The organism is Pseudomonas sp. Xaverov 83 (assembly GCF_019352905.1).
Lineage (GTDB): Bacteria > Pseudomonadota > Gammaproteobacteria > Pseudomonadales > Pseudomonadaceae > Aquipseudomonas > Aquipseudomonas yamanorum.
Map to the genome: position 1 here is coordinate 1 of NZ_JAAAFU010000014.1, position 20,630 is coordinate 20,630.

18 protein-coding genes are annotated in these 20,630 nt (G+C 62.0%); 8 read left to right on the forward strand and 10 right to left on the reverse strand.

Annotated elements, in window-relative coordinates; translation table 11 throughout:
- Positions 1-170 precede the first annotated feature (170 nt).
- A complete protein-coding gene (locus tag K0H47_RS06335; protein WP_177027185.1) occupies positions 171-1,031 on the reverse strand; it encodes a Dyp-type peroxidase in 861 nt (286 codons plus the stop codon).
- Between the two features lie 159 nt (positions 1,032-1,190).
- Between K0H47_RS06335 and K0H47_RS06340 the strand changes: the two genes are divergently transcribed.
- Positions 1,191-2,816 (forward strand): NADP-dependent glyceraldehyde-3-phosphate dehydrogenase, encoded by a 1,626-nt coding sequence (locus tag K0H47_RS06340; protein ID WP_093208112.1) that lies wholly within the window; start codon positions 1,191-1,193, stop codon positions 2,814-2,816.
- A gap of 154 nt (positions 2,817-2,970) precedes the next feature.
- On the forward strand, positions 2,971-4,032 hold the full coding sequence (locus K0H47_RS06345; protein ID WP_063028737.1) for an FUSC family protein: 1,062 nt from the start codon (positions 2,971-2,973) through the stop codon (positions 4,030-4,032).
- Here the strand turns inward: K0H47_RS06345 and K0H47_RS06350 are convergent, their stop codons facing one another.
- Positions 4,033-4,896: a LysR family transcriptional regulator gene (locus K0H47_RS06350; RefSeq protein WP_063028735.1), complete on the reverse strand. Its 864-nt coding sequence runs from the start codon at positions 4,894-4,896 to the stop codon at positions 4,033-4,035.
- 106 nt (positions 4,897-5,002) lie between these two features.
- Between K0H47_RS06350 and K0H47_RS06355 the strand changes: the two genes are divergently transcribed.
- Positions 5,003-5,848 carry an alpha/beta fold hydrolase gene (locus K0H47_RS06355; RefSeq protein WP_219272208.1) on the forward strand — a complete coding sequence of 282 codons (846 nt, stop codon included), beginning with the start codon at positions 5,003-5,005 and terminating at the stop codon, positions 5,846-5,848.
- Between the two features lie 230 nt (positions 5,849-6,078).
- Here K0H47_RS06355 and K0H47_RS06360 read toward each other — a convergent pair whose 3' ends face one another.
- Positions 6,079-6,831 (reverse strand): TetR/AcrR family transcriptional regulator, encoded by a 753-nt coding sequence (locus tag K0H47_RS06360; RefSeq protein ID WP_219272210.1) that lies wholly within the window; start codon positions 6,829-6,831, stop codon positions 6,079-6,081.
- A gap of 363 nt (positions 6,832-7,194) precedes the next feature.
- Between K0H47_RS06360 and K0H47_RS06365 the strand changes: the two genes are divergently transcribed.
- Genes K0H47_RS06365 through K0H47_RS06380 form a run of 4 tightly spaced genes read left to right on the forward strand, consistent with a single transcriptional unit; the run spans position 7,195 to position 11,827 of the window.
- Complete coding sequence (locus tag K0H47_RS06365) at positions 7,195-7,902, forward strand: ABC transporter ATP-binding protein (RefSeq protein ID WP_063028729.1); 708 nt, start codon at positions 7,195-7,197, stop codon at positions 7,900-7,902.
- Positions 7,899-9,098, forward strand: coding sequence for an ABC transporter permease (locus K0H47_RS06370; protein WP_219272212.1), 1,200 nt, complete (start codon positions 7,899-7,901; stop codon positions 9,096-9,098). The genes K0H47_RS06365 and K0H47_RS06370 overlap by 4 nt, the downstream gene beginning before the upstream one ends.
- Positions 9,091-10,572: a TolC family protein gene (locus K0H47_RS06375; protein ID WP_177027188.1), complete on the forward strand. Its 1,482-nt coding sequence runs from the start codon at positions 9,091-9,093 to the stop codon at positions 10,570-10,572. The genes K0H47_RS06370 and K0H47_RS06375 overlap by 8 nt, the downstream gene beginning before the upstream one ends.
- Positions 10,562-11,827: an efflux RND transporter periplasmic adaptor subunit gene (locus K0H47_RS06380; protein WP_219272213.1), complete on the forward strand. Its 1,266-nt coding sequence runs from the start codon at positions 10,562-10,564 to the stop codon at positions 11,825-11,827. Before K0H47_RS06375 ends, K0H47_RS06380 begins: the two co-directional genes overlap by 11 nt.
- A 103-nt stretch (positions 11,828-11,930) precedes the next feature.
- Here the strand turns inward: K0H47_RS06380 and K0H47_RS06385 are convergent, their stop codons facing one another.
- The 6 genes from K0H47_RS06385 to K0H47_RS06410 all read right to left on the reverse strand — a co-directional run bounded on the left by K0H47_RS06385 (position 11,931) and on the right by K0H47_RS06410 (position 17,854).
- Positions 11,931-13,349, reverse strand: a complete 1,419-nt coding sequence (locus tag K0H47_RS06385; RefSeq protein WP_093208093.1) for an FAD/NAD(P)-binding protein — start codon at positions 13,347-13,349, stop codon at positions 11,931-11,933.
- Between the two features lie 86 nt (positions 13,350-13,435).
- The gene (locus K0H47_RS06390; protein ID WP_063028719.1) at positions 13,436-14,023 is read right to left on the reverse strand and encodes an AMP-binding protein; all 588 of its coding nucleotides are present in this window, start codon (positions 14,021-14,023) and stop codon (positions 13,436-13,438) included.
- A 183-nt stretch (positions 14,024-14,206) separates the two neighbouring features.
- A complete protein-coding gene (locus K0H47_RS06395) occupies positions 14,207-15,586 on the reverse strand; it encodes an LLM class flavin-dependent oxidoreductase (protein ID WP_063028717.1) in 1,380 nt (459 codons plus the stop codon).
- Positions 15,586-15,927: a hypothetical protein gene (locus K0H47_RS06400; RefSeq protein ID WP_063028715.1), complete on the reverse strand. Its 342-nt coding sequence runs from the start codon at positions 15,925-15,927 to the stop codon at positions 15,586-15,588. The genes K0H47_RS06395 and K0H47_RS06400 overlap by 1 nt, the downstream gene beginning before the upstream one ends.
- 12 nt (positions 15,928-15,939) lie before the next feature.
- Positions 15,940-17,136 (reverse strand): SfnB family sulfur acquisition oxidoreductase, encoded by a 1,197-nt coding sequence (locus tag K0H47_RS06405; RefSeq protein WP_063028713.1) that lies wholly within the window; start codon positions 17,134-17,136, stop codon positions 15,940-15,942.
- Positions 17,137-17,290: 154 nt separating this feature from the next.
- Entirely contained in the window at positions 17,291-17,854 is a 564-nt protein-coding gene (locus tag K0H47_RS06410) for a helix-turn-helix domain-containing protein (RefSeq protein ID WP_093208083.1), read from the reverse strand.
- A gap of 92 nt (positions 17,855-17,946) precedes the next feature.
- Here K0H47_RS06410 and K0H47_RS06415 point away from each other — a divergent pair, with 92 nt between their 5' ends.
- Positions 17,947-18,867 carry a DMT family transporter gene (locus K0H47_RS06415; RefSeq protein WP_218264233.1) on the forward strand — a complete coding sequence of 307 codons (921 nt, stop codon included), beginning with the start codon at positions 17,947-17,949 and terminating at the stop codon, positions 18,865-18,867.
- Between the two features lie 5 nt (positions 18,868-18,872).
- On the opposite strand, the gene K0H47_RS06420 is transcribed toward K0H47_RS06415, so the two are convergent.
- Positions 18,873-20,450, reverse strand: coding sequence for an ATP-binding cassette domain-containing protein (locus K0H47_RS06420; protein WP_218264232.1), 1,578 nt, complete (start codon positions 20,448-20,450; stop codon positions 18,873-18,875).
- Positions 20,451-20,630: the final 180 nt, after the last annotated feature.

Here is a 20,630-nt window from a genome sequence, read left to right on the forward strand (position 1 = left end):
CGGCCCGCGGAGCAGTGCCGGAGTGAGGGAACACCGAGCCTAGGCGAGGTGCCGACAGGCGGGGCAGAGCGCTTTGGTTACTTTGCCGCTTTTGCAAAGTGACTCGCTGTAAAAGCGAAACCATAAGTGGCCATTACCTAAATAACGGATATGTCCCCAAAACAAAAACCTCAGAGCACCAAGCTCAAATCCACCCGCCCATCACGCACCGGCGGACACCAGTAATACCCCCCAGTCAACGGCTTACTAATGCGATACAACCCATCAACAATCCCATCCTCAAGCCCACTCATCCGCCGCAGTTGCGCTTCAAACGCATCAAACGAATGCCCAAACGCCAGGAACATCAACCCCGCCTGCCCATTCTCCGCCCAAGGCATCGACCGGCGCACCACAAACGCCTCCGGGGTAAAACTCTCCTGAGCCGTACGCTTGGTGTGCGCCGACTCCGGCGCGTCCTCCAGCTCCTCGTTATCACCATGGCGCCGACCAATAATGTGATCCCGCTCCAGAGCCGGCAACGCCGCAAACCCATCCAGATCATGCTGCCACTGCTGGATCGCCGCAAAGCTCGCACCACCCTGCGCCACCGCCGCTTCCACCGCCGCATCATCATGCGGATTCTCAGTGCCATCCTCATAGTCGGTCAGGTCAAACCCGGTCTTGTAGCGAAACCCCTCGGTCATCTGCACCAGACCAAACCCCGGCGCCAGGGCCTTCTCGAACGCCCGGCTGCGCAACAGCAACTCTCCGCGATCCACACCATGCAACCAGACCCACAGCGCCTGCTGGGTCGACGGATTCTCCGCCCCCGGCCCGCTCACATGAGGGAACGCCCGCAACCCGTCAATCCGGGCACCAAGGGCATTCACCAGCGGCTCACCAAAACCGACCACCGCATTGGCGTCCACCAACTGCACCAGCGCATCCAGTGCGGCAGGTACAGCGTCCAGCGACTCAATGGCAAAAAACAGATGGCGTGCCTGCAACGGCACCGGTGCGGCAAGAATGCCCGGCTGGTACTGACTCATGTGAACTCCTTCAAGAAAGCCGCGCAGTTTACCCGGCGGGCTCACGGTTGTGCTCAAGGTTTTCCAAGGTTCGCGGGATAATGCGTCTAGCCCTTGCCACACGGGCCGTTGATGGGTGAATCTCTAGTCACGTTTTGCAACCATTCCAGGGGTAGCGACATGACCACCGACAACCTGCTCGCCCAGCTGTTTCCCACTGCCGCCGAGATTCCCGAGCAATTCCGGCTCGCGGCGCCCATTGAACAACGCGATTACCTGGTCGGCGGCCAGTTGCATGTGTGGAACGGCCCCTTGGCCGAAGTGCGCAGCCCGGTGCAGTTGCGCGGTGCCGACGGTGACACGCCGGTGATCATCGGCAGCACCCCGCTGCTGGACGCCGACACCGCCTTGACCGCCCTCGACGCCGCCGTAGCCGCCTACGACCGTGGCCAGGGCGCGTGGCCTACCATGCGTGTGGTGGATCGCATCCAGCACGTCGAAGCGTTTTTGCGGCGCATGCGTGAACAGCGCGAGGCGGTGGTCAAGCTGCTGATGTGGGAGATTGGCAAGAACCTCAAGGACTCGCAGAAAGAGTTCGACCGCACCTGCGACTACATCACCGACACCATCAATGCCCTCAAGGAACTCGACCGTCGCTCCAGCCGCTTCGAGCTGGAACAGGACACCCTCGGGCAAATCCGTCGTGTACCGCTGGGTGTGGCGCTGTGCATGGGCCCCTACAACTACCCGCTGAACGAGACCTTCACCACGCTGATCCCGGCGCTGATCATGGGCAACACCGTGGTGTTCAAGCCGGCCAAGCTTGGCGTGCTGCTGATTCGCCCGTTGCTGGAGGCGTTCCGCGACAGCTTCCCGGCCGGCGTGATCAACGTGATCTACGGCAGCGGCCGCGAGACCGTCAGCGCGTTGATGGCCAGCGGCAAGATCGATATCTTTGCGTTTATCGGCACCAACAAGGCCGCCAGCGATTTGAAGAAGCTGCACCCAAAACCCCACCGCCTACGCGCGGCGCTGGGCCTGGATGCGAAGAACCCTGGGATCGTGCTGCCGCAGGTCGACCTGGACAATGCGGTCAACGAAGCCGTCACCGGTTCGCTCTCGTTCAACGGCCAGCGTTGCACCGCGTTGAAGATCCTGTTTGTGCATGAAGACGTGGTCGACAGCTTTATCGAAAAATTCAACCGCAAGCTGGCGACCCTCAAGCCTGGCATGCCGTGGGAAGACGGCGTGTCGCTGACGCCGTTGCCCGAGCAGGGCAAGGTCGATTACCTCGGCGGCCTGGTCACCGACGCACTGGCCCATGGCGCCAAGGTGGTGAACGAAAATGGCGGCGCCAGCCGTGGCTCGTTCTTCTACCCGGCGGTGCTGTACCCGGTGAACCCGCAGATGCGCGTGTACCACGAGGAGCAGTTTGGCCCGGTGGTGCCGATCGTGCCTTACCGCGACCTGGAGACGGTGATCGACTATGTGCTGGAATCGGACTTCGGCCAGCAACTGAGTATCTTCGGCACCAGCCCGAGGGAAGTCGGGCGCCTGGTGGACGCGTTCGCCAACCAGGTGGGCCGGATCAATATCAATGCCCAGTGCCAGCGCGGACCGGACAGTTTCCCGTTCAACGGGCGCAAGAACTCGGCCGAGGGCACGCTGTCGGTACATGATGCGCTACGGGTGTTTTCGATCCGTACCCTGGTGGCGACCAAGTTCCAGGCGAGCAACAAGGAACTGGTCAGCGATATCCTGCAGGAGCGCACATCGAGCTTTCTGACCACTGACTATATTTTCTGAGCCCGACACCGATCTAAAAATGTGGGAGCGGGCTTGCTCGCGAAAGCGGTGGTTCAGTCGCCGGATGTATTGACTGACACGCCGCCTTCGCGAGCAAGCCCGCTCCCACATTGGAACTGAGTGAAGCCTGAACAACGAGGTTACCCTGATACCAATGAATCTCCCCCTCTTCGCCCGCCGCTTGCTGCGTCCGCTGCTGGATCCGTATCGGCGCTACCGTCACGCCAAATTGATCCACGCGGTACGGGTTTCCATTGGGTTGCTGGCCACAATCCTGCTGACCACCGGCATCAATCTGCCCCACGGTGAGTGGGCCTCGGTGACGATGTTGATCGTGATCGGCGGTTTGCAGCACCACGGCAATATCGGCAAGAAAGCCGTCGAGCGCGCCTACGGCACGTTGATCGGCGCCAGCGTCGGTTTGCTGCTGGTGCTGCAACAGGCGTATCTGGGGCAGCCGCTGTTGACCTATTTGCTGATGTCGGTGGTGTGCGGGTTCTTTTCCTATCACGCCATCGGCAAGGGCGGCTACATCGCGTTGCTGTCGGCGATCACCGTATTTATCGTCGCGGGCCATGGCGATAATCCGATATCGGACGGGCTGTGGCGCACGGTCGACATCCTGATCGGTATCGTCCTGGCCCTGGCGTTTTCCTTCGCTCTGCCGCTGTATGCGGTGTATTCCTGGCGCTACAACCTGGCCAGTGCCTTGCGCGATTGCGCGGCGATTTATAGCCGGATCATCAGCGGCCAGTCGGTCACTGACGATGAGCATCTGAAACTGCTCAACCGCTTGAATGCGGCAATGCTGCAACTGCGCTCATTGATGCCATCGGTGTCCAAGGAAGTGCGGATTTCCATGACCGAGCTGGACACCCTGCAGCGGCATTTGCGGATGTGCATCAGCACCCTGGAGATCCTCGGCAACACTCGGCCCGATCCACGGGACAAGGAAGCGTTGGCGCGTATGCAAGTGGCGTTGAAGGCCGAGCATCGTCAGATCCGGGTGCAGTTGATCGGGATGGCGCGGGCGTTGCAATCCGGGGCTACCGACCGGCTGGAACGGCCGAGCAATACGCCGACCCACGAGCAGACATTTGAAGTGCCGGTGGTCAACGCCCTGGACGGTTACCGGTTATTGACCCTGCAACTGGCGGCGAACATTGATGGCATGCGCCAGCGCCTGGCCAAGAGCGCCAGCCACTGGAAAATCTGATCAGCCCCGGTGCAGCGCCTGTACCAGCAGTTGCTGCAACGCCTGTAACCGGGGCTCGGGGCTGTCCTCGGCAAAGCGCAACACATTCGCCACTTCGGGCAGCGGCATCTGCTGCTCGAAAGGGCGATACACCTCCACGCGCTTGTCGAGATGGTCACTGCTGAGCAGGCCGATGCCCAACCCGGCGGCGATGGCCGATACCACACCCTCCACCGACCCACACTCCACCACCACCTGCCAGCGAATGCCCAAGGCGCTCAGGCGTTCCTGGGCCAGTTGCCGGTAAAAACAGCCTGGGCCGAAGGTGATCAGCCGCACGCTTTCGTCAGGCGCTGCCTGCCAGCCGGGCCGGGCGCACCAGTGCACCTGTTCGGTCCACAGCAAGTGGTCACGCGTTTCGATACGCGGGATGAAATCCTGGTGCAGCGCCAGGTCCAGCTCGCGGTCCACCAGGGCCTGGCGAAGCACGTGGCTCTGCTCCACCACGATCCGCACATCCAGCTGACGGTGCTGCCGGGAAAACTGGCCGAGCAAGTTCGACAGTTCGGCCATCGGCACCTGTTCGGTGGCGCCCAGGCGGATGGAGCCTTGCAACTGCACTGGATTGAAATGCGCCAACGCCGCGTCGTGGGCCTCGATGATGCGCCGGGCGTGGACCAGCAGCTGCGCGCCGTCATCGCTGGCCACCAGGCGCTGGCCCTCGCGCTGGATCAATGGCCGTTCGAGTTGTTTCTCCAGGCGCTTGATCTTCCAGCTGACCGCCGACTGGCTGAGGTTCAGGCGCTCGGCCGCGCGGGTGACACTGCCGGTTTCGACCACGGTTTGCAGGGCACGCAGAACATCGATGGGCAGTCGCTGGTTCATGATCAACACCTATGACAAAAACAGGATAGGTAGAGAGTAAGTTGTCATTGGTGTCATGACCAGCCGAGCTTTAGGGTAAAGCCTTCATTCACTGCGAGGATCTGTCATGACTGCCCTGCTTAACGAAACCGCACTGATCAACGGTTGGCGCATTGCCGCTGGCCGCCATGGTGAGGGGCTACCGGTGTTGTTGCTGCACGGCACGCCCGCCCATTCCATCATCTGGCGCAAAGTGGTGCCGCGCCTGACTGCCGCCGGCATGCAGGTCCATTTGTTCGACCTGTTGGGTTTTGGCGCTTCGGAGCGCCCACTCCAGGCCGATACGTCGGTGGCCGCACAAAGCCGCTTGATCGGCGATTTGCTGGACCACTGGGGGCTTGAGCGGATGCACCTGGTGGGCCATGACATCGGCGGCGTCAACGCGCTGCTGTTTGCCCTTGACCATCCGCAGCGGGTGCACTCATTGACGGTCGCCGACGCCCCCAGCTATGACTCGTGGCCATCGCCCACCTGGCGCGGGATTCATCAGCGATTTGCCGAACATGCGCGCATGACGCCGGATGAACACCGCGCGTTGATGATCCGACAGCTGGCCATGGCCGTGTTCGACAAGAGCGTGATGCAGGGCGCGCTGCTGGAGGAATACCTGGCGCCGATCAGTGGCGTGATCGGCCAGCCGGCGTTCTACCAGCATCAGGTGGCGCATTACGACTCGCGGTATACCGCCGATTTTGCGGAGCGCCTGCCGGGCATGGATCTGCCGGTGCAGATTTTGTGGGGCGCTGAAGATGAATGGCAGCCCCTGGCGTATGCACATCGCCTGCAAAACGACATTCGTGGAGCAGTGCTACAGGTGGTGGAAAACGCCGGGCACTTTCTGATGGAGGATGCGCCGGCAAGGGTGAGTGAGTACCTTTTGGACTTTATTGGCCGGGTTCACAGTCAACGCTGACTGCCATTTGTCGGGTTTACACAAGCCACTAGACTTCACACTTTCTCTTACATATTTTTCACGTTTTATTCACATCCGGAGACGTAGGGTGAAGCCTCATCCGTTACAAACGCTGTAGTTAAAAACCCGCCGCCCCAGCGGGTTTTTTTTGCCCGGGATTTGAGTGTTCACTCGGTTTCTTCAGAGAGGAGTCGAAGCAAACCGGCTCATTGCGAGCCGGTCTTGATGGATCAGCGAGCAATCTTGTCGACAGGCGACGCCGCTTGCTCACGGATCGCGCGCTGGGTATCGAGCACCCGCGCCAGGGCCGTTTCGGCTTCAGGACTTTGCTGCGGCACACGAATCGCTGCCGATACCAGGGTAATCAGCTTGGCCATGACCTCGGCATCCGTGGCCGGGCGTCCCAGGCTCATGGAGTTCATCAGCAAGCGCAGCTCGGTACCGGCCATCACCCCAGAGATTGCCTTGAGGGCAAATTGCAAACGCACCCCCAGTTCGTTGCGCGGCAGGTCTGGCAATGCCAGGGCGAACGCTTCAAAAAAGCGTTGGAACACCGGCTGGTAATGCACCTTGAGGTATTCCTGGATAAACGGCGAGGTGTCGCTGTACACCCGCCCCAGGAAACGGATGAAGGAACGCCCTTCCCCACTGGCAGGATCACTGCGTTCCAGGCCCATGGCCGGGGCAAACAGCACGCCAAGCAAGGTGTCGCAGTCCAGCGGGCCGTCGGATTCGGCCTCGCACCTGGCCAGCAACTCCAGGCGCTGCTCGTTGAGCGGCTCCAGGCGTTGCATCAGCAGGGTTTTCATCAGGGAATCCTTGTCCCCGAAGTGGTAATTCACCGCAGCGAGATTGACCTGGGCACTCTCGGTAATCTGCCGCAACAAAACAGCGTCATAGCCGTATTTGATGAAAAGAGCCTCTGTCGCATCCAGCAATCGAGTCTTGGTAACGTTTGGAGCGCTGAGTTTCTTCGCGACCATAGGGGGTGGGGTTCCACTGCGGAAATATTGTTTTAAAAATTAATTTGATTTTTTATACCGGGGCCGCTGCCTGAAAGCAAGTAGTGACACTGCGCCATACTATTCAAACCCAACAGAGCCGGGCTTATTGAGGGTAGCTGATGGACTTTTCAGGCGCCTGAAATGCCCTCTAGACGAATCGTTTCAAAGGGTAAAACCGCTCTATATCCATGGCTGGCGGAACGGCAGGATCGCGGTTAGTATTCAAACAATATTTTAAAAACAAGAAATAAAACCAGTCCGTGACGTGTACCAGGCAGCCCCTGAACTTGTTACAAGAATTTTCGGGGGAAGCACGGCGCTGTCGAGGCTGCAGGCGTAGTCATGATGACAGATACCCCCGCGCTCCCAGGCTTTATCTCCCTGCAAGGCATCGGCAAAAGCTATCAGCTGGCCGGTCAGCACCTGTCGATTCTCAATGATGTATGCCTGGCCATCGAAACCGGTGACAGCTGCGGCATCCTCGGCGCATCCGGCTCCGGCAAAAGCACCCTGCTCAATATTCTCGGCCTGCTCGACCTGCCCGACTGCGGCCAGTACCGTTTTGCCGGCCATGACATTTTCAGCGCCAGCCCCGATCAACTGGCGGCGATCCGCAATCAGCAGATCGGTTTCGTCTTTCAAAGCTTCAACCTGCTGCCGCGCCTCAGCGCCCTGGATAACGTCGCCCTGCCCCTGAGCTATCGCGGCGTGTCCCGGCATGACTCGCTGGAACAGGCAATGCGCATGCTCGACCAGGTGGGCCTGGCCGAACGCGCCCACCATCGCCCGGCCGACCTCTCCGGCGGCCAGCGCCAACGGGTCGCCATCGCCCGCGCGTTGGTGGGCAACCCCTCGGTGATCCTCGCCGACGAACCCACCGGCAACCTCGACAGCACCACAGCCCAGGAGATCATGGACCTGTTGCTGGCGCTCAATCGCGAGCAGCAGGTGACGCTGATCATCGTCACCCATGACCCGCACATTGCCGAACGCCTGAACCGCAAGATCCTGGTGCGCAATGGCGTGGTGCAAGAGGCCGAGCGCCTATGAGCCTGCGGGTCGAACAAAGCCTGAGCCAATTGCTGCATGAGGCATTTGTCAGCCTGCGCACCCTGGGCAAGCGCTCGATCCTGGCCTTGTTAGGCATCGTCATCGGCAGTTCCTCGGTGGTGGCGCTGATCAACATCGGGCACAACGCCGCTGAAGACGCGGCGATGATTTTCAAGGACATGGGCACCGACACGCTGGTGGCACAGTTCCCGCCCAAGGCCGCCAGCATTGCCCCTATGCCGGCCAGCCTGGACCTGGAGGCGGTGCGCCGCAGCGTGCCCGGCATCGCCCATATTGGCGCGATTTCGATGTTCAGCGGTCCGGTGGTGTTCCATGGCCGCACCTTCAATGGCAGCTTTGTCGGCAGTACGCCAGACCTCAAGGACGCCATGCGCCTGTCGGTGCGCGAGGGGCGTTTCCTGTCGACCTTCGACGCGGGGGAAACCTACGCGGTCGTCGGAGAACAGGTCGTCCAGGCCTTGAGTGCTCCCGGCGACCCGCTGCAACTGGGGGACCGGGTGCGCATCAATGACTATCTGTACCTGGTGGTGGGCATTCTTCACAACCAGCCCCGGGCCATGCTGATCCCTGTACAGGCCAACGAATCGCTGTTCGTCCCCGCCCCGGGCATGCGCCGGATCTACTTCAGTCCGCAAATCGGCAATGTGGTGATACGCGCCACTCCCGGCCAGGACATGGAGCGTGTCGCCCGGGACGCAGCAGTGGCGTTGCGAACCCAGCTCACCGACCACGATGTCGACATCCAGGTGCCCCAGCAAATGATCGACGGCATGACCCGCCAAAGCCGTACCTTCGCTTACCTGCTGCTGGCCCTGGGCGCGATTTCCCTGGTGGGCGGCGGCGTGGGGGTGATGAACGTGATGCTGATGAACGTCTCGGAGCGGCGTCGGGAGATCGGGATCCGCATGGCACTCGGTGCGCGCCAGCGGGACATTCGCAACCTGTTCCTGCTGGAAGCCGTCACCCTGACCGCCGTCGGCGCGTTATGCGGCGCGGTCGTGGGCATGACCGCCGCCTATCTGTATGCCTGGATGTCCGGCTGGCAGTTTTCCCTGGCGATTGCCGCGCTGCCGCTCGGCGTCGGTAGCACCTTGCTGGTGGGGCTGTTTTTCGGAATCTACCCGGCCGTGTCGGCCTCGCGGCTGCAGCCGGTGGAGGCCCTGCGCGATGAATAAACGGCTGCTGTTGTTGACCGCCCTGGTGAGCCTGCACAGCGTGGCCGCCGACGTGGTGATTCGCCCCTCGGCGCCCAGCACCACCCGCAGCGGCTATGACCGCGGCGTGTCGTTGAATGCCCAGTCCACCACCCTGACCCTGGGCGACGCGGTCTACCTGGGCCTGCGCAACAACCCGGCGATTCGCAGCGCGTACCTGCAACGGGTGGCGCAGAAATTCGACCTGCGGGTGGCCGAAGACACGTTCAACCCCAAGCTGACCCTGAACAGCTACTACCGAGCCACCAAGGGCACCGACGACAGCGCCCGCAACGCCAACCTGGCGCCCAATGCCACCTTGCTCGGTGAGTACGGCACGCGCCTGAGCATGAACTGGACCCAGCAACTGAACAACGCCGATCGCGCCGGGCGCTACCGCAGCGACGGTCTCGACCTGTCAGTGATCCAGCCCCTGATGCGCGGTGCCGGCTGGGACGCCACCACCGCCCCGCTGCGCCTGTCACGCCTGTCGGAGCAGGCCAACCGCCTGAACCTCAAGGCCAACGTGGCGCAGACCATCAGCAACATCATCGCCACCTACCGCGAATTGCTGCGGGCCCAGGAGCAGTTGACTATCGTGCAGGACGCCCTCAAGCGCTCCGGTACCTTGCTGGAAGTGAACAAGGCACTGATCAGTGCCGGGCGCATGGCCGAGTTCGAGATTGTGCAGACCGAAGCCGATATCGCCACCCAGCAACTGGGGGTGGAAGAAGCCCAGAACCAACTGGACACCAGCCGCCTGGCCCTGCTGCGCCTGCTGGCCCTTGACCTGTCGACGCCGATCCGCGCCACCGAGGCCCTGGAAGCCAAACCCATGGACATCGATAAACGCCAGGCCTTCATCCTGGCGCAGAACCAGCAGCCGGAATACCTCGCCACCCTGCTCGGCAGCCAGCAGGCCGACCTCAACCTGGTGATCGCCAAGGACTCCGGACGCTGGCAAGTGGACCTGGTGGCCGGCGCCAACCAGATTCGGGCCGCCACCGACAACGACAACGGCTCTTCGAACAACCGGCGCTGGGACAGTTACGCCGGCGTGCAGGTGCAGATTCCCATCGGTGATATCAGCACCCGCCAGGCCGAGGTGCACGCGCGGGTTGATGTGGAAAACCAGGAGATCATCATCGCCGACGCCCGCCAGCAACTGGAGCGCAGCGTCAACGATGTGGTGCGCGACCTGGGCACCCGCTGGCGCCAGTATGAAATTTCCCAGCGGGCGGTGGAGCTGTCCAAGCGCAAGATCGAAATCGAACGGGAAAAACTCAGCGCCGGGCGCTCCACGAACTTTCAGGTATTGAGTTTCGAAACCGACCTGCGCAACGCCGAGAACTCACGGCTCAATGCGCTGATTGCCTATTTGAACGCCCAGACTCAGCTCGACTTGACCCTGGGCATGACGCTGGAAAGTTGGGAAATCGCCCTCAATGACTACTAATCAGAAGCGCCTGTTGGGTGCCGTGTTGATTGTGCTGGTGGCCGGTGTCGGCATCACGCTGCTCAGCCGTCAAAGCCCGGCCGCCAATCAACCCGGCAATGCCGAACAATGGCTGGAGGTGAAGGTCGACCCGCTGGTGCATCAGATCGGCCTGGTGGGCAAGATCGAGCCTGACACCACCGTCACCCTCACCGCGCCGTTCGACGGCAATGTGCAGGCCAACCTGGTGGAACAGGGCCAACGGGTGGAGGCCGGCCAGGTGCTGCTGCGCATGGACCCGGCCACCCTCGAAGTACAACTGCGCGACGCCCTCTCCGCCCAGCTCAAGGCCCGGCGCACCGTGCAGGAAATGCAGGACTGGGACAGCGGCCAACAAGTCGGTCGCGCCCGGCGCGGCCTGCGCACCGCCGAAATGACCGCCAGCAACACCCAGCGCAAACTCACCGAAAGCGAAAACCTGTTCAAGCGCGGCATCATCCCGCGCAACGAACTCGACGACCTCAAGCAACAGGCCACCCAGCAACAGCTGGACCTGATAGCGGCCCGCAGCGAACTGCAACAGGCGATTGAACAAGGCAAAGGCGAATACCGACAGATCGCCGATATGGAGCTGACCAATGCCACGGTGAAATATGAAGCCCTGCGCACCCTGCTCGATGGCAAGGAGGTCAAGGCACCGTTCTCCGGCATCGTGGTGCCGGCGCCGGGCAGTACCTCATCGGCCCAGGGCGGCGGGAACAATAACGCGCCGGTGCAGGCCGGGAGCAAGGTCAGCCAGGGTCAGGTGCTGTTTGGACTGGCGAATATAGAGAAGCTGAAAATCGTCGCCAAGGTCTCGGAGCTGGATATCAACCAGTTGCACCAGGGGCAGGCGGTGGAGGTGCTGGGCGACGGGTTTGATGGGGAACGGCTGACGGGCTCGGTCAGCGTGGTCAGTGGCTTGGCGATTGCCAGCGACAGCCAGGGCAGCGCGCAGTTTCCGGTGACCCTGTCGATTCCCAAGCTGACCCCGCAACAGTTGCAACGGGTAAGGTTGGGGATGAGTGCGCGGTTGACCATCGTGACCTACAACAATGACCAGGCGATTGTCGTACCGGCGCAGGCGATCAGTCGCGGGGACGGTGTGATGACGGTGGAGTATCGGGCCGCGATGGATAAGCCGGTGGAGCGGGTGACTGTGACAACCGGGCAGTCGACGGCGCAGGGGGTGGAGGTGTTTGGGTTGAAGCCAGGGTTTGTGAAGGTCGGGCCATGAACCCAACCTGTAGGAGCTGGCTTGCCTGCGATAGCAATCTCTCAGTTGATAAAGATGCAGCTGACCCGCTGCTATCGCAGGCAAGCCAGCTCCCACATTGGATTTAGAGGTGTGCCAACCTTGCGGCGAGTGCCTTGGCCTGAATTGCCACATCCGTCACTGCGGTACTTTCCCACCACATCCCGCGCAACGGTGGGCCCATGGCAAACAGTCGCTGGCTGACCTGGCCGTTGGCATCCAGCACGGCCCCCGACACATCCGCCGCAATCCCCAACGCCAGCGGCCCGGGCTGAATCAACCCTCGCTTGAGCAACTGCCGAGGCAACGGCCGGGCCACGCGCCGCCAGTCGTATTCAATCCCACTGGAGTTGATCAACGCAGCCCCCGACACCTGAACGATGGCCTGTTCGCCACGAGGACGCAGGCGAATCGTGACATCACCCTGCGACGGCACCAGTCCCTTGTACGAAGCTGCCCGAATCCGCAACCGCCCCTCCCCGTGCAACCGCGCCACCAACTCGGCACTCAAGGGCGGTGAGCGGTGGTGATGGCTTTCCCACCAAGGCCGAATATGCCGCACGAACTGGCGTTTCTCGGCCTCGCTGGCCTGGCTCCACAAACGCCCGATATTGGCGCGCACGGTGTCCAGCGGCGCTTGCCAGTCGATCCCCTGCTCCAGCGCCAGCTTGCATTGGCGGCGTACTTCCCGCAGCAATTGCCGAGGACTGCGCAGGCTGTGGTCCTCCCCCAGAAAGTCGACCCAGGCCGGCGGCTGCCGGCGCACATGGGGCAACAGGCCGTGGCGCGAAAAAATCTCGATGGGCCCGCGATGACCGGCCTGTTCCAGGGACACCACGGCGTCCACCATGGTCAGCCCGGAACCAATGATCAGCACCGTGGATTGCGGGTCCAGTTGAGTCATGGCCTGCACATCCCACGGGTCGACTGCTGCGGCATTCAAGCCGCTGGATTCGGTCTGTGGTGTACGCGCTGCCGGGAACATGCCGGTGGCTAATACGGCAAACGTACCGCGCAGTTGCTGGCCGTCGCTCAAGGTCAATAGTGTGGAGTGTTCGTCCACCTCGAGGTCTACCACTTCGGCGCGGACATGCTCGACGGTTGACGCCGATAACGCCTTGGCCTCCGCCAGCCGTTGTTGCGCGTACAAGCCAAAGATCCCACGGGGCGGGAACAGTTCGCTGATGGGCACGTGCTGCTGGTCCGACTCGGGCCAACCGCCGTCGGCGATGTAGGCGGTCAGCCACTGGGTCAGGTCATCGGCATTATCCGGGTCGACGCTCATGCGGGCGGCGTTGCCGTTCAAGGTGTGGCCGAGTTCCACCGCACTGTAGGCCTCGCCGCGCCCCAGTTCCTGGCGCGGTTCGATCACCAGGATCTGCCGCTTGCCCGGCAGGCGCAGCAATTGCACCGCCAGCATCGTCCCGCTCAGGCCGCCGCCGACAATCAACACATCAGCGTTGCGAATGGCGCTCGTCGCCTGTCCGCGTTCGGTTTCACTCATGAAATTGCGCCCTTACTGTCTGCCTGAATGGTTGTGGTAAAAATCACCCCGTGCAGTATCCAGCACATCGACACGAGACGCCTAGTTCAGCTCGACTGTGGGAAGCCCAGGCTTTGGCCGCTCTTCAGCCATTGCTCAAGCACCGCCGCCAGGCCACCTTGCCAATGGGTACTCTCCTCGCTCCACAATTCGGTCTTGCCGGAAGGCTGCCACCAGCGGCAGAGCCGTTGTGAAGTGTCCACGGGGTCTATCCGTTGCACGACCGCCAACGGTTGAAACCCAGGGACATACGCATGGGTAGGCCGAATGCGCCACACCTGTTGCTGCAAGGCAGCGGGCTCGAGGTCATCCGCCAGGGTCAGGATCTGGCCACCGATCACCTGGGCGGCCAGGGCCAGCAGTAACAGACCGGGCTCGAAGGCACCGCTGAGGGCCAGCCGTGACTGTTCGGTAAAGCCCTGCTGACGCAAGCCATCAGCCAGGCGTTCGACATCCCGCAACGCATCAATCCAGCGCCAGGCGTACCACTGGCCGTCACGCTTGTGGCGCAGGGCGCTGTGCAACGGGGTCACTTGTGCCCAATGGCGCAATTGCGCCAACGCCTCGGGCAACACCGTGACCCGTTCGGCGGGCCATTCCACATCCAGCGGAAGTTCGAGTTCATGCACGCTCATAGGGTGATGCTCCTATTGGTGAAACAAGCATGCGGTGGTCCGCTGGCTGAAATCGTTGGATCGATGAAAATAAAATGTGGGAGCTGGCTTGCCTACGATGGCGTTGAGTCAGCTTGCATCTCTACCGGCTGATACGCCGCTATCGCAGGCAAGCCAGCTCCCACATTGATTCAGTTTCTCCCGTTAGATCGCGGTGGCCTTCAGGTCACGATAGCTGGCCCCGGGATGGTTGTCCGCCAAGCGCGCACCGTCTCCAAACAATTTTTCCCGCAGGGTACCCTGGGCGTATTCAGTCTTGTACACGCCACGCTTCTGCAGCTCCGGCACCAGCAGCTCGACCGCATCGATAAAGGTCTCGTGGGTCAGTGCATAGGCCAGGTTGAAGCCGTCCACATCGGTCTCTTCAACCCATTCCTGCAACAGATCGGCCACGGTTTCCGGGCCGCCGACGAACAACGGGCCGAAACCACCAATGCCGACCCAGTCTGCCAGTTCATTCGGGGTCCAGACCTTGTTCGGGTCGGCGGTGGAGAACGCTTCCACCGCCGATTGAATGGCGTTGGTGTGCACATGCTTGAGGGGCTCATCGGGCTTGAACTGGCTGAAATCGATACCGGTCCAGCCGGAGATCAGCGCCATCGCGCCTTCGTAGCTGACGTAGGATTTGTATTCGTCGAACTTGGCCTTGGCCTTGGCGTCGGTCTCGCCAACGATCACCGTCTGCAGGTTGAAGATCAGGATTTTCTTCGGATCACGGCCTGCCTCCGCCGCACGCCGGCGGATGTCAGCGACGGTTTTCTTCAGCAGCACTTTCGACGGCGCGGCGACGAACACGCACTCGGCCTGCTCGGCGGCGAACTGCTTGCCCCGGCTGGAAGCGCCGGCCTGGTAGAGCACCGGGGTGCGTTGTGGCGAAGGTTCACACAGGTGAATGCCGGGCACCTGGAAGTGTTTGCCGACGTGGCGGATCTCATGGATTTTGCTCGGGTCACTGAAGATCCGCCGCTCGCGGTCGCGCAACACGGCGCCCTCCTCCCAGCTGCCTTCCCAGAGCTTGTAGCAAACCTCCAGGTATTCCTCGGCGTAGTCGTAGCGCGCGTCGTGTTCGGTCTGGGCTTTCTGGCCAAGGTTCTTGGCGCCGCTTTCCAGGTACGAGGTGACAATGTTCCAGCCGACGCGGCCCTTGGTCAGGTGATCGAGGGTGGAAAGGCGCCGGGCGAACGGATACGGGTGTTCGAAGGACAGCGACGCCGTCAGGCCAAAGCCCAGGTGCTCGGTGACCAGCGCCATGGGGGCGATCAGCGACAGTGGGTCATTGACCGGCACTTGGGTGGCCTGGCGAATCGCCGCGTCACCGTTGCCGTTGTAGACGTCGTAGATGCCCAGCACGTCGGCAATGAACAGGCCGTCGAACTTGCCGCGTTCGAGGATTTTCGCCAGGTCGGTCCAGTACTCCAGGTCCTTGTACTGCCATGAGCGGTCACGCGGATGGGCCCACAAGCCCGGCGACTGGTGGCCGACACAGTTCATGTCGAAGGCATTCAAGCGGATTTCACGAGGCATTAAACAGTACTCCGGGGGGCGACACCGTTGAGGTGGTAGTTGCCGACAATCTGGTATTTCCAGCGCAAGGGATCATCAAGGGTGGGTGGCAGTGCGGTGCGCTGGCCGGTGAGTTCGAATTCGGCGTTGCTGGCGGCGATGAGGGCTTCGGCAGCCGCGATCTGGGCTTCGGTGAGGGCAACCGGGCTCGGGTGGATTTCGGCACGCTCAAACAAAGCGGCCGCGACCTCCACGCGAATCTGCAAATCGCCGAAGCGGCTGATCACGTAGGGGTCATCACTTTTCTCGACAAAGCGCCGGGTACTTTCCAGCAGTTGGCGCGCCTGATTCAGTGCGGTCATGGATGAAGCTCCTCAGTTCCAGGCGTGGCGTGCGGGCTTGACGCCGTTGAGCACAAAGTTGCCGATCAAGTGGTATTTCCAGCGGGCCGGGTCATGCAAGGTGTGGGTGCGCGCGTTGCGCCAGAAACGGTCGAGGTTGTGCTTGCCGGACACCGAGCGGGTGCCGGCCAGTTCGAAGAGTTTGCTGCTCGCGAGCAACGCGGTTTCGGCTGACAGCACCTTGGCCTGGGCGACCACCAGCGAGGCATTGGCCACGGTGTCTTCGTTGGGGTTGGCCAGGGCCTGGTCTACGGCAACGCCGGCCTTGGCGAGGATCGCTTCGGTGCCGTGGACCCGCCATTCCAGGTCGCCGATGGCGGCGATGGTGAACGGGTCTTGCCAGCCGTGATCCTGCTGGCTGTCGATCCAGGGCCGGGCCTGGCGTGCATGGATTTTTGCTTGTTCCAGGGCACCGAGGGCGATACCGGTGTCGACGGCCGCCTGGATAATTTGCGAAATCGGGCCGTTGGCGGTGGGTTGGTCGAAGGCCTGGTGGGCGGGAATCACCGCACTCAGCGGCACCTTCACACCGTCGAGGGTCACGCCGCCGCTGGCGGTGGTGCGCTGGCCGAAGCCATCCCAACTGTCGACCACTTGCAGCCCCGGCGCGTCCCGCTCGACAAAGGCGATGAAGGCCTGGTCTTTCTCATTCACGCCCACCGTGGGCACGATATGGGCGAACAAGGCGCCGGTGCAGTAGAACTTCTCACCGTTGATGTACGCGCTGTCGCCGTCAAAGCGCACTTGCGTATCAAAGGTGCCGGCGTTCTTGCTCTTGGCCTCGGAGAAGGCGTTGCCGAAACGGTAGCCCTGCAAGACCTTGGCGAAGTAGTGCTGCTTTTGTTCCTCGCTGGCGGTTTGCAGGAGGATGTCTACAACGCCCAGGTGGTTCTGCGGAATCTGCCCTAGGGACGGATCGGCGGCCGAGATAAGCTTGATCACCTCGGCCACCGTCACATAGGACACCCCGGCGCCACCGTAGGCCTTGGGAATGGTGATGCCCCACAGGCCGCTGGCGGAGAATTCATCCAGCTCGGCCACCGGCAGGCGTCGTTCGCGGTCACGCACGCCGGCCTCGACGGCAAAACGCTTGGCCAGCTCGGTGGCGACGGCAATGGCTTCGGCGTCTGAGCGAATGATGTGGGCAGGTTGCAGGGGTTGGGCTGACATGGGCCGACTCCAGGCTCCAGAGAGATACTGGGGTAATTGCAGGAGTCGTGCCTGAATCTAATGCTCAATAAAATCAGAGGGTTGCTTGTAAAACGGGGAAGTCGTCAGCGGTTCAAACCAGCAAAGTGTCCAACCACTGTTGCGCTGCCAACAGTTAGATCACCACATTGCGTACAAACCGCACCGCCACGTCGCCGTCATTGCGATAGGCGTGAAGGTAGCGACTGGCGAACATCAGGAACTCACCGGTGGCGACGTGTTTTTCCTCGTCACCCAGCACCAGCGTCAGCGTGCCTTCGAACACAAACAACTGCACGCTCCAGCCCTCGGGGTCCGGCTCGGGCATGTAGCGATCACCGGGCTCCAGGCGCATCTCCCATAGCTCCACCTCGCGGCGAGCGGTGGCTTTAGCCAGCAGCACGGCTTTGCTGCCGGGGATCTCGCCGGCCCAGGCCAGTTCGTTGATACGGCTGTGGTCGGGGGCATCCGGGGCCTGGATCAGGTCGCTGAAGGCCACGTCCAGGGCTTCGGCCACCCGGTCGAGGGTCGACAGGCTGACGTTCTTCTCCCCCGCCTCGATCGCCACCAGCATGCGCCGGCTGACGCCGGATTTTTCGGACAACGCCGTCTGGCTCAACTCTGCTGCATGACGCAGGCGTCGAACGTTCTGGCTGACGTGTTGCAGGACCGAGGCCCGTTGCGGATTTTCTTTGTGCACTATATTGCTCACAGGGTGGGGTTGCGCAGTATACTGCCCAGCTTGCGGCGCATTGTGCGGTCCGCGCCCCTACTGTGCAAGACCGAGCCGCCATGACCACCTCCCCGTTGTTTTCCCGTTTCAGCAAAGCCGAATGTGTATTGGTGGTGATCACCATGTTTTGGGGTGGCACCTTTTTGCTGGTGCAGCACGCCATGGCCGTGAGCGGCCCGATGTTTTTTGTCGGCCTGCGTTTTGCGGCGGCGGCGCTGATCGTCGGGGCGTTCTCGTTGCGCAGTCTGCGAGGCCTGACTTTCTTTGAGTTGAAAGCCGGGTGCTTTATCGGTGTAGCGATCATGTTCGGCTACGGTTTGCAGACCATTGGCTTGCAGACAATCCTGAGCAGCCAGTCGGCATTCATCACCGCGCTGTATGTGCCATTCGTGCCGCTGCTGCAATGGCTGGTGCTGGGACGGCGGCCGGGGTTGATGCCGAGCATCGGCATTATGCTGGCGTTTACCGGGTTGATGCTGCTGACCGGCCCGGCCGGAGCATCGCTGAATTTCAGCCCCGGTGAAATCGCCACGCTGATCGGTGCGGTGGCGATTGCCGCCGAGATCATCCTGATCAGCGCCTTTGCCGGGCAGGTGGATGTACGTCGGGTGACGGTGGTGCAACTGGCCACGGCCTCAGTGCTGTCGTTCCTGATGGTGGTGCCGATGGGCGAGGCGCTGCCGGAGTTTTCCTGGTTGCTACTGTTCAGCGCGGTGGGCCTGGGACTGACCAGCGCGGTGATTCAGGTGGCGATGAACTGGGCGCAGAAAAGCGTCTCGCCGACTCGCGCCACGCTGATTTATGCCGGGGAGCCGGTGTGGGCCGGCGTGGTCGGGCGGATTGCCGGCGAGCGCTTCCCGCCGATTGCCATGGTGGGCGCAGCGTTGATTGTGGCGGCGGTGATTGTCAGCGAAATGAAAACCCGTCGGCAGCGGCTCGCCGAACCCCAGATCGAACTGGAACACGAAAACCAGGGTTAAACGCCTCAGAGGCGCAACTCGCCGTCCAGGTTAATGGACTGTAGAAACGCCTCGTCATGGGACACCACGATCAATGCACCCTGGTATTGATTGAGCATTTGCTCCAGGGCAATCCGGCTGGGCAAGTCCAGATGGTTATCGGGTTCGTCCAACAACAGCAATTGCGGCGGATGCTGGGCGTAGAGCTGCGCGGCCAGGGCAATTTTCAGGCGCTCGCCACCGCTCAGTTGGCAGGTGTCGAGCATCGCGCGGTCAGCATCAATGCCCATTTGCGCCAGCCGGGTACGCGCTTCGCTTTCCGCCAGTAGCGGATTACTTTCGTAAAGCCATTGCACCGCCGTGCGCTCGGGGTGCTCCAATCCGGCGTGTTGATCCAGCCAGCCGATGTGGCAACTGCGCACCCACTCGCCGGCAGCCACCGGCAACTGGCCGGCAATCACCCGCAGCAGGGTCGACTTGCCACTGCCATTGGCTCCCAGGATCGCCATGCGCATCGGACCGGTCAGGGTGAGATTGATCGGTGCGCGGCTGCCAAACGGCAGCACCACCTCGTTGAGTTGCAACACCAGCTTGCCCTGGGGCACCACGCTTTCCGGCGACAGCATCATGCGCTGGATCTCGGGCGCACACCGTGCACGCGCCTCAGCGATCCGCTGCTGTTGCTGCTCACGCGCCAGCTGCTGATTGAGGCGCAACTTGCCCTGGCTGTTTTCACTGCGCTCTTTCTGGGCGTTGGTGATCAGTTTGGTCTGATTGCCATCCCGGGCCTGGCGGTCGCCCCGGGCATTACGGCGCTGCTGACGTTCCATCTGGATGACCGCTTCACGCTGCTCACGTTTGGCGTGCGCGCGCTCCCCCTGCAACGCCGACTGGAACGCTTGCTGCTCCTGCTCCCGTGTCGCCGTATAGTGGCTGTAATTACCGCCGTAGACAGCCAATCCCGTGGGCGACAGTTCGACAATCTCGTCCATGTGCTCCAGCAACCCACGATCATGGCTGATCAGCACCAGGCCGCCGGACCACCGATCAATCTGCTGGGCAAGCTTGTGTTGCTCATCAATGTCCAAGTGGTTGCTGGGCTCATCGAGGATCAACCAGTCTGCCCTGGGCAACCAGGCGCCCAGCAAGGCGACACGCTGGCGTTCGCCGCCACTGAGGGCTGCGGTGGGCGAGTCGGCAGTCAAGTGCCCCAGGCCGATGTGTTCCAGGGCAGCCACCAGTCGAGGCGCGCAATCCCATTGATCGACCGCCAGTGCATGGTCGTGCTCGTCCAGACTGCCCTCGGTGATACGCGCCAACGCCGCCAGCACTTGGTCGACACCTGCCAGCGCCGCTACGGTGGGATAGCGCTCGGGCTCCAGCAGTTGCGTCACCGCATACACACTGCCCTCACGGCGCACATGCCCGCGGGTGGGCTGCAGGGTGCCCGCGAGCATTGCGCCCAACAAGGACTTGCCAGTCCCATTGGCCCCCACGAGGCCGGTCGCCCGGGCGCTGAAAGCATGGTTCAGGTTGTCGAACAGGCTGCGTCCGTCCGGCAGGCTGTAGGCGACATGGTCAAGGTGGAGCAATCGCTGGGTCATCACACGTCCTTATGCAACAGGCCAAAAAAACCTTTGAACAGCATACCTGCCCTGAATACAGGCATTGAAACAATGCCAAACAGTCTTTTTCAGCTTACCTTGTAGGATCCTGCCACATCTTGCCGTTTGGTGATCAAGATTCCGGCACGTATGATGCATCCCAAACTCCCGCAGATTAGA

Bases quoted from the DNA above. Each gene is read 5' to 3' on its own strand.
- K0H47_RS06405 (WP_063028713.1), bottom strand. From the start codon at position 17,136: ATGTCAGCCCAACCCCTGCAACCTGCCCACATCATTCGCTCAGACGCC.
- K0H47_RS06415 (WP_218264233.1), top strand. From the start codon at position 17,947: ATGACCACCTCCCCGTTGTTTTCCCGTTTCAGCAAAGCCGAATGTGTA.
- K0H47_RS06365 (WP_063028729.1), top strand. From the start codon at position 7,195: ATGATGACAGATACCCCCGCGCTCCCAGGCTTTATCTCCCTGCAAGGC.
- K0H47_RS06375 (WP_177027188.1), top strand. From the start codon at position 9,091: ATGAATAAACGGCTGCTGTTGTTGACCGCCCTGGTGAGCCTGCACAGC.
- K0H47_RS06370 (WP_219272212.1), top strand. From the start codon at position 7,899: ATGAGCCTGCGGGTCGAACAAAGCCTGAGCCAATTGCTGCATGAGGCA.
- K0H47_RS06400 (WP_063028715.1), bottom strand. From the start codon at position 15,927: ATGACCGCACTGAATCAGGCGCGCCAACTGCTGGAAAGTACCCGGCGC.
- K0H47_RS06345 (WP_063028737.1), top strand. From the start codon at position 2,971: ATGAATCTCCCCCTCTTCGCCCGCCGCTTGCTGCGTCCGCTGCTGGAT.
- K0H47_RS06380 (WP_219272213.1), top strand. From the start codon at position 10,562: ATGACTACTAATCAGAAGCGCCTGTTGGGTGCCGTGTTGATTGTGCTG.
- K0H47_RS06385 (WP_093208093.1), bottom strand. From the start codon at position 13,349: ATGAGTGAAACCGAACGCGGACAGGCGACGAGCGCCATTCGCAACGCT.
- K0H47_RS06390 (WP_063028719.1), bottom strand. From the start codon at position 14,023: ATGAGCGTGCATGAACTCGAACTTCCGCTGGATGTGGAATGGCCCGCC.
- K0H47_RS06360 (WP_219272210.1), bottom strand. From the start codon at position 6,831: ATGGTCGCGAAGAAACTCAGCGCTCCAAACGTTACCAAGACTCGATTG.
- K0H47_RS06340 (WP_093208112.1), top strand. From the start codon at position 1,191: ATGACCACCGACAACCTGCTCGCCCAGCTGTTTCCCACTGCCGCCGAG.
- K0H47_RS06350 (WP_063028735.1), bottom strand. From the start codon at position 4,896: ATGAACCAGCGACTGCCCATCGATGTTCTGCGTGCCCTGCAAACCGTG.
- K0H47_RS06420 (WP_218264232.1), bottom strand. From the start codon at position 20,450: ATGACCCAGCGATTGCTCCACCTTGACCATGTCGCCTACAGCCTGCCG.
- K0H47_RS06335 (WP_177027185.1), bottom strand. From the start codon at position 1,031: ATGAGTCAGTACCAGCCGGGCATTCTTGCCGCACCGGTGCCGTTGCAG.
- K0H47_RS06395 (WP_063028717.1), bottom strand. From the start codon at position 15,586: ATGCCTCGTGAAATCCGCTTGAATGCCTTCGACATGAACTGTGTCGGC.
- K0H47_RS06355 (WP_219272208.1), top strand. From the start codon at position 5,003: ATGACTGCCCTGCTTAACGAAACCGCACTGATCAACGGTTGGCGCATT.